The organism is Pseudomonas sp. FW305-28 (assembly GCF_017351395.1).
In the GTDB taxonomy this organism is placed as follows: domain Bacteria; phylum Pseudomonadota; class Gammaproteobacteria; order Pseudomonadales; family Pseudomonadaceae; genus Aquipseudomonas; species Aquipseudomonas fluorescens_AA.
Map to the genome: position 1 here is coordinate 1 of NZ_JACNDD010000028.1, position 15,154 is coordinate 15,154.

Annotated in this window: 12 protein-coding genes; 9 read left to right on the forward strand and 3 right to left on the reverse strand. The window is 61.4% G+C overall.

The window, feature by feature from the left end:
- From J4E53_RS09105 to J4E53_RS09115, 3 genes are all read right to left on the reverse strand, one after another.
- Window positions 1-539 (reverse strand): TonB-dependent receptor plug domain-containing protein (locus tag J4E53_RS09105; RefSeq protein ID WP_207268128.1); only part of this gene is annotated, 539 nt, incomplete at its 3' end.
- Window positions 540-649: 110 nt separating this feature from the next.
- Window positions 650-1,054 carry a ParB N-terminal domain-containing protein gene (locus tag J4E53_RS09110; protein ID WP_060742736.1) on the reverse strand — a complete coding sequence of 135 codons (405 nt, stop codon included), beginning with the start codon at window positions 1,052-1,054 and terminating at the stop codon, window positions 650-652.
- 26 nt (window positions 1,055-1,080) lie between these two features.
- A complete protein-coding gene (locus J4E53_RS09115) occupies window positions 1,081-1,971 on the reverse strand; it encodes a CoA ester lyase (RefSeq protein WP_103308537.1) in 891 nt (296 codons plus the stop codon).
- Between the two features lie 608 nt (window positions 1,972-2,579).
- Between J4E53_RS09115 and J4E53_RS09120 the strand changes: the two genes are divergently transcribed.
- The 9 genes from J4E53_RS09120 (at window position 2,580) to J4E53_RS09160 (ending at window position 15,094) form a co-directional block, all read left to right on the forward strand.
- Complete coding sequence (locus J4E53_RS09120) at window positions 2,580-3,974, forward strand: alanine racemase (protein ID WP_103308538.1); 1,395 nt, start codon at window positions 2,580-2,582, stop codon at window positions 3,972-3,974.
- A gap of 14 nt (window positions 3,975-3,988) precedes the next feature.
- Complete coding sequence (locus tag J4E53_RS09125) at window positions 3,989-5,032, forward strand: PLP-dependent cysteine synthase family protein (protein ID WP_060742739.1); 1,044 nt, start codon at window positions 3,989-3,991, stop codon at window positions 5,030-5,032.
- Between the two features lie 28 nt (window positions 5,033-5,060).
- Complete coding sequence (locus J4E53_RS09130) at window positions 5,061-6,209, forward strand: NAD/NADP octopine/nopaline dehydrogenase family protein (protein WP_060742740.1); 1,149 nt, start codon at window positions 5,061-5,063, stop codon at window positions 6,207-6,209.
- 46 nt (window positions 6,210-6,255) lie between these two features.
- A complete protein-coding gene (locus J4E53_RS09135; RefSeq protein WP_103308539.1) occupies window positions 6,256-8,103 on the forward strand; it encodes an IucA/IucC family siderophore biosynthesis protein in 1,848 nt (615 codons plus the stop codon).
- A 16-nt stretch (window positions 8,104-8,119) separates the two neighbouring features.
- On the forward strand, window positions 8,120-9,364 hold the full coding sequence (locus J4E53_RS09140; RefSeq protein WP_103308540.1) for an MFS transporter: 1,245 nt from the start codon (window positions 8,120-8,122) through the stop codon (window positions 9,362-9,364).
- A 15-nt stretch (window positions 9,365-9,379) separates the two neighbouring features.
- Window positions 9,380-10,564: an aminotransferase class V-fold PLP-dependent enzyme gene (locus J4E53_RS09145; protein WP_103308541.1), complete on the forward strand. Its 1,185-nt coding sequence runs from the start codon at window positions 9,380-9,382 to the stop codon at window positions 10,562-10,564.
- 525 nt (window positions 10,565-11,089) lie between these two features.
- On the forward strand, window positions 11,090-11,605 hold the full coding sequence (locus tag J4E53_RS09150; RefSeq protein ID WP_092256337.1) for a sigma-70 family RNA polymerase sigma factor: 516 nt from the start codon (window positions 11,090-11,092) through the stop codon (window positions 11,603-11,605).
- Entirely contained in the window at window positions 11,606-12,583 is a 978-nt protein-coding gene (locus J4E53_RS09155; RefSeq protein ID WP_103308543.1) for a FecR domain-containing protein, read from the forward strand.
- 99 nt (window positions 12,584-12,682) lie between these two features.
- On the forward strand, window positions 12,683-15,094 hold the full coding sequence (locus tag J4E53_RS09160) for a TonB-dependent receptor (protein ID WP_060742747.1): 2,412 nt from the start codon (window positions 12,683-12,685) through the stop codon (window positions 15,092-15,094).
- The last annotated feature ends 60 nt before the right edge of the window (window positions 15,095-15,154 follow it).

The following is a 15,154-nucleotide window of genomic DNA, read 5'->3' on the forward strand; positions in this document are numbered from 1 at the left end:
CGTTCGGCGTAGTCGGTGAAGACCCGGTAGTTGGGTGCCACGCCGTATACGCCGTCGTAGGCCAACTCACCGAGGTTGCCCTCGCCGATGGGAAAACCACGGATGAAAAACGAATCGACGATGCCGCCCACCTGCCCCGTCGAGCGCACCGAAGGGTCTCGTTGCAGGGCGTCGGCCACGGTCACGGTTTGCAGGTCGGCCAGGGTCTTTTCGGTGTAGCTGGTCACGCTGAACGGCGTGTCCATCACGTCCTTGTTGCCCATCATCCCCAAGCGTGCACCGCGCGCCACCTGACCGCCGGCCAGCACGGGCGGTAGTGCGCCTGGGTCGTTGTGGGTGCCGCTGATGGTGGTGGCGTCAAGGGTCAAGCCTTGCCCGTTGCCCTTGGAGGCGTCCTGGGTTGTATCGGCGGCAGGCGCCTGTCCGGGGGTTGCCGCCCAGGCGGTGGCGCTTCCTGCGACCAGAATGAAACTCAGCGTGGCGTTACGAATCGCGAGGGATAACGCAGACTCACCACAAGGTCGACGTGCAACAGACATGGCTTAAGGATCCTTTCCAACGAGAGAAAATGGTAATCACTCCTATTGCCAGTCGACCTGCGGAAAAGTATCACCTCCTGGGGATTATTTTTCAGACTGCGCCGGATCCCTCAGGCATACAGGCGTTCCAGCGGTATCGCGACGACGGGCAGGGCCGGGTCGAACGCGTGCCGCGTGGTCTTGTAGGGGAACAGCTCGCCCCGGGCGATGGTGCTGAAAATCCGCGCCACCTCGAACGCCTTGCCGGTCTGCCAATGCCGCACACACACCCGCGGATCCGCGTAGTCGAGCTGGATGCACGGGACCCGCTTCAAGCCCAATTGCAACGCCGCGTTGAAGCGATGATTGCCGTCCATCACGATGCCTCGCGAACGCTCGACGATGATCGGCTCCAGCCAATGCCCGGCACGGATGATCGACTCCCGCAGCCATTGCACATTGGCCGGATCGACGTGCTCCGATTGCAGCACTTCGCACAGCGGTCGCAGCGCAATCTGATAACCCTGGTGTTCCATGGCGAATCTCCTGGTCGGCAGCGGGTTCAGCAGGCGTCCGCCTTGGCGGGCACCGCGTAGAGGCTGGCCACGTCCAGCAGGCGCTGGGCATGTTCGATGAGCGGCAGATCCACCATCTCGCCGTCCACCTGCACCGCATGGGAGCCGCTGGCCACGGCACGCATCACGCGATCGGCCCAGGCCAGCTGACCCGCATTGGGCAGGAAGGCCCGCTGGACCGTGTTCAATTGCGCGGGATGGATACACAGCTTGGCGCCAAAGCCCAGGGACCTTGCGTAATGCGCATCGTGATTGACCATCGCCAGGTCGCTGATGGCCGGTGTCACACCATCGATCGGCGCAGGCAAACCGGCCGTGCGCGATGCCAGCACGATCCGATTGCGGGCGAACAGAAACGCCTCGGGCACCTGGCTGCAGTTGATGTCGAGGGAAAAATCCAGCGAACCGAACGCCAGGCGCGACAGCCCGGCAATGCCGGCAATCGTCTCGACCTGCTGCAGGCCCTTGGCCGTCTCGATGATGGCGACGATCTGCAACTCGGGCTGCCACGCCAACAACTGCTCGACCACTTGGCACAAGGCCTCGCCGTACTGCGCCTTGGGCAAGAAAATCCCCGCGCAACGCTCGGGATAGCGCATGTCTCCCAGCCATGTCAGGTCTTGGCGCAGGAAGGTGCTGTCAACGCTGTTCAGGCGGATGTAGCGCTGGCAAGCAACACTCGGCACGCTTTCCTGCCAAGCCCAAATGGCCGCTCGAGCCGCGGCTTTGCTGTCGGGATGAACGGCATCCTCGAGGTCGAGAATGATCGCATCCGGCGTCGCGTCGACCGCCTTGGCGAACCGTTCGGGGCGGTTGCCGGGAACGAACAGGTAGCTGATGGGAAGCGTGGCGACGGTATGGGGGCGTTCAGTTGTCATGGAGCTCTCCTGGGTATGCGTCAGTGGTGATCAGCGAAAATTTCATGTACCTCAGGCAGGGAAATCCCGGTCTCGGCTGCGGCCTGTTCCAGCGCTCCTTAATTCCTTTTCCATCAAGGCATTAAGGTACTTCTTCAACTGCGCAAGAACGCTTACAAGCACCTGCAAACAAGCGCTTATGCACGCTCGTTCAGCGAGTATTTATTTAAAATTTTTGAAAACCTTACTTGATAATCGTTCGCGTTAGCAATATGGTTCTCGCCATCGAGCTGATGCAAGCCAATCATCAAAGGAAGTCTTTGTCATCACAGGAAGTGCATAGCGGTGATGTCATTTGAATGCCATTCATTGGCTATTTAACACGGACGCGCCATCCGTCGATGGAGGCTGCTCCGCTCTTCGGATAAACCTTAGGGAATGGGTTTCTTATGCCGTGCTTTGTGAAATATTTATTACGTCCGGCCTGATGATTTTATCTTCAGGCTTCGTTTGGCTTACACCGCCAAATACGGAAATTTCTTAAGCCTGAAACGGACGTTTTATATCCGCCTCGACAACAGCGGTTGTCGAACTATAAAAAATGGCATGTTCGACGCCAGGGGTTAACTATGCCTAATGTTTCCACGCCAATATCCAACAACCGAACCAAAGTGCATCAACCCACACTGTTGACACCCCTACTCGACCCGGCGATCGGACAATTTATTCAGGATCATTCACAAAGACTTATAGAACTTGTTTCACAACACGGATCACCCCTGAACCTGATGTGGCCCCATGCATTTAAAGCCAATACAACGGCGCTGAAGAGCGTGTTGAAGAAATACGACGTGAATCACGTCATCTTCTATGGCGCCAAAGCCAACAAGTCCCAATGCCTGCTTCGCACGGCAGAAGATTTGGGTATCGGCGTCGATGTATCGAGCATTCACGAACTGAATGCGGCCCGGCGCGCCGGCACGCCGGGAGCGCTTTTGTGCGCAACGGGGCCGGCCAAAACGGCTGTTTTCCACCGGGCACTGGTAGAGGCTGGCTCACTGATCTGTGTGGATTCGCTGGAAGAATTCGCTCATCTCAAAGCGCTGGTAAAAGCCACGCGCCCTCCCTTACAGGCCAGGGTTTTACTGCGTTACCGGCCGCAGAGCTGCCTGGCGAGCCGTTTCGGAATGGGCACCGATGACTTGCTGGAGTGCCTGCGACAATTGACCGAAGAAGGCGAACATTTTCACTTCGAAGGCTTCCATTTCCATCTAGGCGGCTACGGGTACGAAACCCGGGTACAGGCCTTCCGAGAGGTGACCGCCTTTGTCGAGGCGGCGCACGAGATGGGCTTGGCTCCGAGCATGATCGACATGGGTGGAGGGCTGCCTATTCGTTATGTCGATCCCGAGATCTATAACAGTTTTCTGCAGAACGACAATAAACCCGGTCATTACTACAACCATTCAGTGCCCGAGTCGTTTTATCCCTATGGCGGCAGTTTGACAGCCAGCCAGTGGTTGGAACTTTTTCTGGAATCCGATCATTCACCCGGTCGTTCGATAGCGAATTACTTAAAGTCACGCAATATCACCTTGTCGTTGCAACCCGGTCGAAGCCTGGTGGATCAAGCCGCCATCTCGGTATTTCGAGTGACCCGCACCAAAAAGCTGGCCGACAATAAAACCGTGATCTTCGTCGAGGGCAGTAGTTTCAGCGCGTGTGAAACCTGGTTCGCGTCTGAATATCTGGTCGATCCCATCTTGATAAGCGCAACGCAATCGCCCCATAACCCGACTCAAGCATACATCGCCGGCCATAGTTGCCTGGATGATGACGTCATCAGTTATCGCCTTATCAACTTCGAATATTTACCCCAGCCCGGCGACTTATTGATCTACGCCAATACCGCCGGCTATCAGATGGATTTGCTGGAAAATGAATTCCATCGTCACCCCCTACCCCGTCGATTAATGGCGACTTGTTGTACACAAGGCCACTACGCGTTTTCACCTGACTGCTAAAGGGAGTACTTCACATGATACTTAATAAAGTTTCCGACCTGATCGGTAATACCCCCATGCTGGGCATTGATATACCCGACACTCATGCCAGGCTGTTGCTCAAGATTGAAAAGAACAACCCCGGCGGCAGCATCAAGGACCGCATGGCGCGGAACATGGTACTGGCCGCGCTCAAGTCCGGACGCTTGAAGCCCGGCGGCGTGGTCGTGGAGTCCTCTTCCGGCAACACCGGCATCGGCCTGGCCATGGCCGCTGTCGAATTCGGCCTGCATTTTATCGCCGTGGTCGACCACCATGCCGCCCAGGACAAGATCGCCGTCATGAAAGCGCTGGGCGCCGACGTTCGATTTGTCGCCGGCCATTATCGCGAGGATGAAGTCGCGGTAGTCGAGCGCCAACGGATGGCCGCCGAACTCGCGCAACAGATCCCAGGAGCGGTGTTCATGAACCAGTCGGACAACGCCGCCAATGCCGGCGGCTACAGCGACTTCGTCCGCGAAACCATTGCCCAGGTGGAAGGCAAGGTCGGCGCCTACGTCGGTTGCGTCGGCACCGGCGGCTCGATGACCGGCATCGCCCGCGGGCTGAAACTGCACAACCCCGACACCGTGACCGTCGCCGTGGAACCCGCCGGCTCCATTGTCTTCGGTCATCCCGGCTACCCGTACTATCAATCCGGCACCGGTACCCCGGCCGGCGACACCGTGGGCCTGGTGCTCGACTACAGCTGCATCGACCTGGGCGTCCAGGTCACCGATTCCCAAGCCTTCGAAACCGCCCGTTATATCGCTCGCAACCTGGGGCTGCTGGTGGGCGGCTCTACCGGCGGGGCGATTTTCAAGGCCCTGGAATTCATTCACAAAGGTGTGCTGACCGGCAATGTCGTGGTCCCGATCGCCGACGGCGGCGAGAAGTACCTGCACACCGTGTTCGACGATCAATGGCTGCAAGAGCGCGACTTGCTCGACCCAGGCGTCGCCGTGCAACTGGACGGCTGGCTGGGCAAGACCCAATGGCTGGAATCCAGTTCTGCGCCGCTGCAATTGAGCGTCGCATGACCCTCCACCCACACAGGAACGCCTCTTCATGAACGTGCTGAAAGTCGCCATTTGCGGCGGTGGCAGAACCGGCCATCTCAATGCCGTCCTGTTCAAGCAATTGCCTGATGTCCAGGTGTCGCTGCTCACCAGCAATCAGGACATCGTCGACCTCCACGCCCGCCAAACCCCCATTCAGGCGTTGATGCCCGATGGTTCGACGCTGAGCGCGCGGCCGGACCGGGTGACCACCGAGGCAAAAGTCGCCGTCGAGGACGCCGACATCGTCATCATCACGGTGCCGGCCCATGCCCGGCCGCAGGTCCTGCAGGACATCGCACCGTACCTGAGCACGACCAAGCCGGTGTACGTCGGTGCCATTCCAGGCTTCTGCGGTTTCGACTGGCTGGCCCAAGCCACACTGGCGGATAAACCGAACCTGGTGATCTGGGGCATGAAGGACGTCCCGCACACGGCGTTCGACCTGAAACCCGGACGCTCGGTGAAGATGGGCGGCGGCAAAAGCCAGTTGTATGTCGCCACCCACGCCCGGGAAACCCAGGCGTCGCGCCAGCAGCTCCAGCAAATGCTCAGCAGGCTGTACGGCCCTTGCGTGACCCTGCTCGACCATTACCTGGAGATCACCCTGACCCCGGGCAATCCGATCATGCACAGCTCGGTGATCTACGGCTTGATCGGCCCTTACGGCCAGTGGCACCGCAAGATCTTCCCGCAACGCCTGTGCTGGTGGACCGAGTGTCCGGAATTGGGCGCCTATTTCCTCGAACGCATGGATGAAGAAAGCCAGAACCTGTGCGCAGTCATCAGCCAGCGCATGGGCGTGGACCTGTCCTCGGTCAAGTCCTTGAAACAGGAGATCGTCGAGGCCTACGGCGAGCAGATCCGCGACCGCAGCAGCATGCTATCGATCCTACGCACCAACCGCGCCTACAACGACATCCTGGCGCCCATGGTACCGGCCGACGGCAACCGCCCCGGCTATGTCATCGAGCGCCAGAGCCGAGCCTTCAATGAAGACGTCGCCTATGGCCTGGTCCTGCTGGTGGAAATGGCCAAGCGTTTCGAACTGAAAGTCCCCTACATCGAGGAAGTCCTGCAGTGGAGCATCGCCTACATGGAAGGCTTGCGCGACTCGGCGCTGGACTACTTCCCGACCCACTGGCCGCGTTCGGCCTGAACCGGGCTTCACCCTCTTCCTTATTCATCGACGAGCAGATACCGATATGGATGACTTCAAGACACTGGTCACTTATTCACGCAAAAACGCCATGCGACGCTTGGTTCGCTGCCTGTTTGCCGAGAACATCCTGGACCGTTCGGCCCTGAGCTTTTCCGCGGACGGCAGCGAGGCGACCTACCCGTTGAAAAATGCACGGGCCCAGCTGTTTTTCTCGCAGATTACCCTGGCCCCCGCCGACACCTTGATCAGTGACGGTGACGTGGCCCTACTGACCGACGAAGGCGTACGCCAAGTCATTCACAGCCATCAGGACTTGCTGGACGTGCTGCGCGACAGCTTCGACTTCGAACCCAGCGACGAAGGCGTGGCCGGCCTCAAGTCGGACATGGAAAACAGCCTGATGAACGATGCCCACGCCCGCCAGCATCGCCAGCAATGGAACGCGCGCCTGGCCCAGGCCGCCGAAAGCCACGGGCTCGCCAGCCTGACCGACTACCTGCGCCAACACACCAGCACCAAGGACGCCGCGATCCTGTTGGACCAATGGGGGTCGCTGGAAGGCCATCCGTATTATCCGACCTGGAAATCCCGTCCAGGTCTCAGCGATGCGGAAGTCGAACAACTGTCCCCCGAGTTCAACGCCCAGGTCCCCTTGCGCATCGCCGCATTGCGCGCCGACATGGCCAAAAGTGAAAGCATGCCCCACGTCACCAGCTACCACCGTTGGTTCGCCAGTAACTTCCCGGCGCAATGGGCACAGTGGACCGCCGCCCTCAATGCCAAGGGCCTGGACGAAAACCAATGGCTGCCGCTGCCCATCCATGCCTGGCATCTGCAGGCCTACGTACTCAAGACCTTTGCCGCGGAAATCGAAGCTGGCATCCTGATCACCGAGGGCCCCGACCTCCAGACCCTGCCGACCATGTCCTATCGGACCATGATGCCGGTGCTGGACGAGACCGCGCCGCTGATCAAGTTGCCCATCGCCGTGTGGATGACCAGCGAGCTGCGCAGCCTGCAAGCCAAGTCGATCCACATGGGCCCGCGGATCAGCACGGTGATCACGAAAATCCTCGCCGCCGAAAACGGCTTCGACCAGCGCCTCGAGATCTTCCCGGAAGAGATCGGCGTGCGGTACCGCAACGCGATCACCCAGGACGATGCTCCCGGACGACACCTGTCAGTGGTCTATCGCGCCAGCCGAGCGGCGTTCGAACGCAACGACGACTGCCTGCCCATCACCGTGGCCTCGTTGTTCACCCGCCTGCCCGGCGGCCGTCCGCTATTTACCGACCTGATCGAGCGCGATGGGGTTCGGGCCGAGGCCCAGGGCGTTGAAGACTGGTTCCGGCAGTACGCCGCCGTGGTCACCCGCCCAGTGGTCGCGATCTACCTGATGTACGGCATCGGCCTCGAAGCCCATCAGCAAAACACCATGGTGCTCTTTGCCCCCGATGGCACAGCGCGTAGCCTGCTGATCCGCGATTTCGGCGATGGCAGAACCTACGCGCCCCTGCTGGAGGAACGCGGGTACACCTTGCAACCTCATGTGCAGCCGGGCATCTTGCCGACCGTGTTCGTGGAAGATATCGAACCGGTGCGCATGTTCGTACTCGACGCGGCGTTCCTCACCCACCTGCACGAGATCGCCTTGTGGCTGACACGGGAATACGGGTTGGACGACACGCGACTGTGGAGGGTGCTGCGGGAGGAAACCGAGGCGGCGTTCGAAGCCGTGCGCGAGCGTGTCGCCGCGCCATTGTGGGAAACCGAACGCCAGGCGTTCATCCAGGACCCGTGGCCGACCCGATCGTTGTTGCGCATGCACCTGTTGCAGTACTCCAACTATCGTTTACAGCACACGCTGACCAACCCGCTTGCGAGCGTTTAACCACCGAGGCTGAGTCATGTCCCACGCAGGTGCCATCCAGGGTTCGAACGTCAGAATCCTGATTTACCTTCTATTCGCGATCCAACTGATCTCCATGGGCGCGATGGAAATGAGCGGGCCGTTCTGGCCGGTCCACCTGCGCGGGCTGACGTCCTCGGAGTCGGTCTTCAGCTTCGCCAGCATCGCCGTGTATGTCGGCCCGATGCTGGGCATCATTCTGACCAGCGCCTTCTGGGGCCGTATCGGTGATCGCTACGGTCACAAGTTGATGATGATCCGCGCCCTGGCGGGCCTGTCATTGACGCAGCTCGGGCTGGCGCTGTGCAGCGATATCTGGATCATCCTGGTGCTGCGCTTCCTGCAGGGCGCCTTTGCCGGGTACATCGCCCCGGCCCAGGCCTATGGCGTCAGCATCGAAGCCCCCTCGCGACGGGCGCGGCTGTTCGCGATCCTGCAAATATCCACCAACGTCGGCTCATTGCTCGGCGCGGTGGTCGGGGGCCTGATCCTCGACTACGCCACCTTCTTCTGGATCAACATCATTGCCTCGGCCTTGTGCGCGGTGTGCACGGTGGTGGCCGCCGTGACCTTGCCGGACGTGCCTCCGGTGAAAAAACCCGCGACCAGCCAGGCCCCGACGACAGCGAGCCGTACCGACAGTGTCTGGCAAGGATCGCCATTGCTGTCATTGCTGTGGGTCATGGGCATCCTGCTGTTGGCCCGGATGCTGCCACAGACCTCATTTTCCTTGTATGTGAGCTCGGTATTCGACGTCAGCAACTCGGTGGTCGGCCTATGCTACGGCTTGCTGGCGCTGGGTTTCATCCTCTCGGCCACCGCCTGGTCGCGCTATTTCGAGCACCGTACCCAGCAGGACACCTTGCACCGCATCATCTACATCGTGCTCGGTTGCATCGCCCTGACTGCCCTGGCGGGGGTCACGCGCAATGCCATCGTCTTTGTCGTCGTCTACTTCATCTGGGGCGTGCTGCTGGGGGCTACCACACCGGTGCTGATGACGCTGATCTCGAAATCCGCCGACAGCGCACGCCAAGGCCAGGTGCTGGGCATTGCCCAGGGCACCGCGCAATTCGCCTCGATCGCGGGCATCTCGGCCGGTGGGTTGCTCAGCCAGGTCTACGGTCTGCAGTACACCTACCTGTTCGTTTGCCTGGCCTATGTGTTGGCCCTGATTCCCATCGTTGCCTTGCGGTACTGGCCCGCGAGCCTGCAAGCCAGCCCCGCCCCACCCGGGGACTGATCAAGGAGTTTCCCTTTGAACGTTGAACAACTGCGCGCCGATACGCCCGGTGTCGCGCATCTGGTCCATTTCAACAACGCCGGTGCGGCACTGATGCCTGAACCGGTGATCGAGGCCGTGACCAACCACCTGCAACGGGAGGCGCGCCTCGGTGGTTACGAGGCCGCCGGGCAACAGGCCGCGGCGCTGGACAATGTCTACAACGCCATTGGCCGCCTGATCAACGCCCAGCCCGACGAAATCGCGGTAATCGAAAACGCCACCCGCGCCTGGGACATGGCCTTCTATTCATTGCCGCTGCGGCCCGGCGATGTGGTGCTGACGTCCACCACCGAATACGCCGGCAACTACATCCCCTACCTGCAACTGAAGAAACTCCGCGGTATCGAGCTGCGGATCATTCCCAACGATGAGCACGGCCAGGTGTCGCTGCCGGCCCTCAAGACGCTGCTGGAGGATGATCGCGTCGCCTTGGTGTCCTTGCCGGTGATTGCCACCAACGGCGGACCGGTCCAACCCGTCGAACAGATCGGCGCCCTGGCACGGGCCGCCGGGGTGCTGTTTCTGCTCGATGCCTGCCAAGGGGTCGGGCAAATGCCGATCGATGTGAAACGCATCGGCTGCCACATGCTCGCCGCGACCAGCCGCAAGTACCTGCGCGGCCCCAGGGGCATGGGTTTTCTCTATGTCGAAAAGGCCCTGTGCCAGAACCTTGAGCCGGTTTTTCTGGACCTGCATGCCGCCTCGCTGCAAACACCTGACACGTTCAGCCTGCGTGGCGATGCCAAGCGTTTCGAGAATTGGGAATGCAACGTGGCGGCCAAGCTGGGGCTCGGCGCGGCGGTGGAATATGCTCTGGCCCAAGGCATCGAGCCGATGTGGCAGCGCATCCAACACCTGGCCAGCCATTTGCGCGAACGCCTGGCGGCGATTTCGACGGTGACGCTTCAAGACCAGGGCACGCTCCAATCCGGCATCGTCACATTCACTCACCGACACGGCAGCGCGACCCAGGTCCAGCAATGGCTGGCGGGCCAGGCCAAACGGATCAACGTCAGCACATCGACGTTCCGCTCGACGATGCTCGACATGCAGCAACGCGACTTGCTGGAAGTCAGCCGCGCCTCCGTACACGCCTACAATACCGAAGCTGAAATCGACACCCTGGCGGCCGCGCTGGCGCACCTGCCGCGCACCTGAGGGATGGTTCAGGGCTTTGCTCAAAAACGGTGGGAGCGAGCTTGCTCGCGATGGCGCCGGCACAGCCAACATCCCCGCAAGCTGACACACCGCTATCGCGAGCAAGCTCGCTCCCACAGAGGATCGATGGTGGACGCCTGATCTGTGAACGCTCAAAAAACTGTGGGAGCCGAGCTTGCTCGCGATGGCGTCGGTAAATCCAGCATCTCTGCAAACTGATATACCGCTATCGCGAGCAAGCTCAGCTCCCACAGAGGATCGATGGTGGACGCCTGATCTGTGAACGCTCAAAAAAAACTGTGGGAGCTCGCTACCACAGGGGATTCGGGGTGTATCTCAATCTCATCATCATCCCGAAAACGGTGGGAGCGAGCTTGCTCGCGATGGCGCCGGCACAGCCAACATCCCCGCAAACTGACACACCGCTATCGCGAGCAAGCTCGCTCCCAGTCGATGCCGCTTGCGTCGCGAGCAAGTTGTCCTTTAGCATTGGGAATACTTCTCAATTGCAAAAAAGTCGCAGCCATGAGCGAAACCCTGCCCGCGAACAACGACCAGCATCTGCGCGTGATCGAAGACCTGTACGCCGGCCATCACAGCTGGCTGTACAACACGCTGAAGAAGAAGCTGGGCAACGCCATGGATGCGGCGGACCTGGCGCAAGACACCTTCACGCGCATTCTCGCCTCCCAAGTCACGGCCATCGACCAGCCCCGGGCCTACCTGAGCTGCGTGGCCAAGGGCATTCTCATCAATTGGTATCAGCGCAAGGCCCTGGAACGTGCCTACCTGGAGGCGCTCGCGCATTTGCCGGCCCAGGAAGTGCCCTCCCCGGAATTGCGCTTTCTGGTGCTGGAAACCCTGCACGAAATCGACGCCATGCTCGACACCCTCCCGGCGCCGGTCAAGCGGGCGTTCCTGCTGTCGCAAATCGGCGGCCTGAAATACGACGACATCGCCCAACAGCTGAACGTCTCGCTGATCACGGTCAAGCGCTACATGAAGCAGGCATTCGTGCAGTGCTTGATGTTGGTGGAATGAATGCTCACTCGTCGCCGTGAGCCGCCGCTCGACCCCAAGGTCCTCGAAGAAGCCGCCGAATGGCTGATGCGCTTGAGCGAAAGCGACCTCAGTGACACCGAGCGCGCCGAATGGGAATGCTGGCGGGCCAGCAGCCCCGAGCGCGGCCGGGCCTGGTCTCGTGCGCAATTGCTGCAAAGCAAGCTCGGCGGCTTGCCACGCGCATTGGCGATGTCGGCGCTGGATCGCCCAAGCAGCCCCGAACGACGCGCGGCCCTCGGCAAACTGGCGTTGCTGCTGGCAGCGGTGCCTGTCGGTTGGGGCAGTTGGAAACTGGCGCAATCGCAGCAATGGTCCGCCGACTACCGCACCGCCATCGGCGAGCGCCGCGAGTTGACCCTGGCCGACGGCTCTCACCTCACCCTCAATACCGGCACGGCCATCGACGTACTGTTCGACACCCGCCAGCGGCTCCTCCATGTGCGCGAAGGGGAAGTCCTGGTGCAGACCGCGCCGGATGCCTCACCCCAGGCCCGACCGTTCCTGGTCAGCACCCGCGAGGGCTGGATGCAGGCCCTGGGTACGCGGTTCATCGTGCGCCAACTGCCATCGCGCACCCATCTGGCGGTACTCGAAGGCGCAGTGCGGATTGAATTGACCGAGGCTCGCCAGGCCGCGCCGCTCATCGTCAACGCCGGACAGCGTACCGACTTCTCGTCCCAGGCCTTCGGCCCGTTGACCCCGACAGATCGTAACGCCAGCGCCTGGACCCAAGGCATGCTGATGGCCGACAGGATGCGCCTGGCGGATTTCGTCGCCGAACTGGCGCGCTATCGCCGCGGCTTCGTGCGTTGCGACCCGGCCATTGCCGAGCTGCGGGTGTCCGGCGCGTTTCCCATCAGCGATACCCAGCGCACGCTCAACATGCTGGTGCAAACCTACCCGGTCCTGGTCACCGGTCATTTGAGCGGTTACTGGGTGACGCTTTCCCCGGCCTGACCCCACAAAAATTATTTGCTGCTCGGGTGATACTTTTTTTGATCTCAACTGGCAAAGAAAGGAATAACCATTTCATCTCGTCCATAGGGTCATCCATCCATGCTCGTTGCGCGGCCCCTGCGTCCGGATCGTCCGTCCAAGCCCGTCATGCGCAGTGTGCTGTTGAGCCTTGCGTTGAGCACGGTCACCGGGCCGTTCGCCTTCGCCGCCGTGCCCGCACAACTGGAAGCCGTCGCCCCCCGCGCCTATGACATCGCCCCGGGGCCGCTCGGCCCTGCCCTGTCGAGCTTTGCGGTGACCGCCGGCATTGCCTTGTCGTTCCAGCCCTCGATCACTGAGGGCCTGGTCAGCCCGGGGCTTTCCGGCACTTATCCGGCCACGCAAGCACTCACCCAGCTGCTGGCCGACAGCGGCGTGGAAATGGTTGCCCGCGACGATGGCAGCTACACACTGGTGCTGCGCCAGGTGTCCCTGCCGCAGATCAGCGTCGACGCCGCCGGCAGACGCAGCAGCGACCTGCCACCTACCGACGCCAACGGCCAGGTCGCTCGCGGCGCACGCCTCGGCCTGCTGGGCAACGCCGATGTGATGGATGCACCGTTCAGCGTCAGCAGCTACACCTCGACGATGATCAGGGATCAACAGGCAACCACCGTGGGCGACTTGCTGGAACGCGACGCTTCGGTGCGCTCCACTGGCCAGGCGGGCGGCATCGTCGATTCGTTCTTCATCCGCGGTTTTCCGTTGGGGGAAGGCAACCTCGGGGAGTTGGCTTTCGACGGCGTGTATGGCGTGGCGTCCAATTACCGGGTGTTCACCGATTACGCCGAGCGCATCGAACTGGTCAAGGGGCCCGCCGCGCTGCTGTATGGCATGTCGCCCAACAGCGCGGTGGGTGGAGTGATCAACGTGGTCCCCAAGCGCGCCCTCGACGAGGACCTGACCCGCTTCACCAGCCGCTACGCCACGAACTCGCAACTGGGCGGCCACCTCGACGTCAGTCGGCGCTTTGGCGAGGAACGCCGGTTCGGAATCAGGCTCAACGGTAGCCTGCAGCAGGGTGACACGGCCATCGACAAGCAGTCCCGAGACGTCGGTACCGGCGCCATGTCCCTGGATTACCAAGGGGATCGCCTGCGCATGACCCTGGACCTGATCAGCCAGGATGAAAAATTCGACGCCGCCTCCCGCCCTTTCCTGATCGACTCTGGCGTGCAAATCCCCTCCGCCGCCAACGGCCGCACCAGTGTCAGCCAGGACTGGGGACGCTCCCGGGCCCGGGACAAATCGGCGTTGCTGAGTGGCGAGTACGACCTCAGCGACCAACTGACCCTGTTTGCCCACGCTGGCGGTGGAAAATCCGAGGTCGAGCGCATGTCCGACCAGACCCCGACCATCATCAACGCCGCCGGCGACACGTCATCGGTTCCCGGCTATTACAAATTCAACGTCCAACGCTACACCGTCGATGCCGGCGCACGCCTGGGCTTCGACACCGGGCCGGTCAGCCACCGCGCGGTGCTGCAAGTCAGCCGTTATCGCGATGAATTGTCCCGGGGCATTGTTTCCGGCCCCGTTATCCTCTCGAACATCTATCACCCGGTCGATCGACCCAGGCCCAACATCGCCGAACCTCACACGCCAAAAATCTCCGAGAGCGAACTGTCGGGCGTCGCCCTGGCCGACACCTTGTCGGTGCTCGATGAGCGCCTGCAACTCACCCTCGGATTGCGCCGACAAAACATCCAGTCGGACAACTACAACACCACCGTTGCCACCCCGTCCTACGACAAAAGCAAGACCACCCCACTGCTCGGTATCGTCGCCAAGCCCTGGGACCATGTCGCGCTGTACTACAACTACATCGAAGGCCTGAGCAAGGGCGACATCGCACCGGCTGCCGCCACGAACGCCGACGAAGTTTTTTCACCCTACATTTCCCGCCAGCAGGAGATCGGGCTCAAGCTCGACTACGAGCGTTTCATGGCCACGCTGGCGCTGTTCCAGATCAAGAAACCCAGCGGCGAATTGTCGTCCAGGGTGTTTTCGGTCCAGGCCCAGCAACGCAACCGTGGCGTGGAACTGAACCTGTCCGGCGAGATTGCCAAGGGCACGCGCCTGCTCGGTGGCGTGACGCTACTCGATGGGGAACTGACCCGCACCAGCGTGGCCGCCAACCGCGGCAATACACCGGTGGGCGTGCCCAAGGTCCAGGCCAACCTCTGGGCCGAGTGGGACACCCCGGGCATCGATGGGCTGACGCTGACCAGCGGCGCGATCTACACCGCCAGCCAGTACGTCGACCAGGCCAACACCCAGGAACTGGATGCCTGGACCCGCTTCGACGTCGGTGCCCGCTATGCCACGCGCATTGCCGAACGGCCCACGACATTTCGCGCCACGGTGCAGAACGTCTTTGACCGCGCCTATTGGTCGGGGGTCGCGTCCTATGGCGCGTTTTCCCAAGGCGCACCGCGCACGCTGTTGTTATCCGCCACCGTTGATTTCTGAAACCTGCGGGCCGGGGCGGCGACTTGCGCCGTTGTCCGGTCCGGCTTTCGTAAAGGCATG

Bases quoted from the DNA above. Each gene is read 5' to 3' on its own strand.
- J4E53_RS09110 (WP_060742736.1), bottom strand. From the start codon at position 1,054: ATGGAACACCAGGGTTATCAGATTGCGCTGCGACCGCTGTGCGAAGTG.
- J4E53_RS09115 (WP_103308537.1), bottom strand. From the start codon at position 1,971: ATGACAACTGAACGCCCCCATACCGTCGCCACGCTTCCCATCAGCTAC.
- J4E53_RS09120 (WP_103308538.1), top strand. From the start codon at position 2,580: ATGCCTAATGTTTCCACGCCAATATCCAACAACCGAACCAAAGTGCAT.
- J4E53_RS09125 (WP_060742739.1), top strand. From the start codon at position 3,989: ATGATACTTAATAAAGTTTCCGACCTGATCGGTAATACCCCCATGCTG.
- J4E53_RS09130 (WP_060742740.1), top strand. From the start codon at position 5,061: ATGAACGTGCTGAAAGTCGCCATTTGCGGCGGTGGCAGAACCGGCCAT.
- J4E53_RS09135 (WP_103308539.1), top strand. From the start codon at position 6,256: ATGGATGACTTCAAGACACTGGTCACTTATTCACGCAAAAACGCCATG.
- J4E53_RS09140 (WP_103308540.1), top strand. From the start codon at position 8,120: ATGTCCCACGCAGGTGCCATCCAGGGTTCGAACGTCAGAATCCTGATT.
- J4E53_RS09150 (WP_092256337.1), top strand. From the start codon at position 11,090: ATGAGCGAAACCCTGCCCGCGAACAACGACCAGCATCTGCGCGTGATC.
- J4E53_RS09155 (WP_103308543.1), top strand. From the start codon at position 11,606: ATGCTCACTCGTCGCCGTGAGCCGCCGCTCGACCCCAAGGTCCTCGAA.
- J4E53_RS09160 (WP_060742747.1), top strand. From the start codon at position 12,683: ATGCTCGTTGCGCGGCCCCTGCGTCCGGATCGTCCGTCCAAGCCCGTC.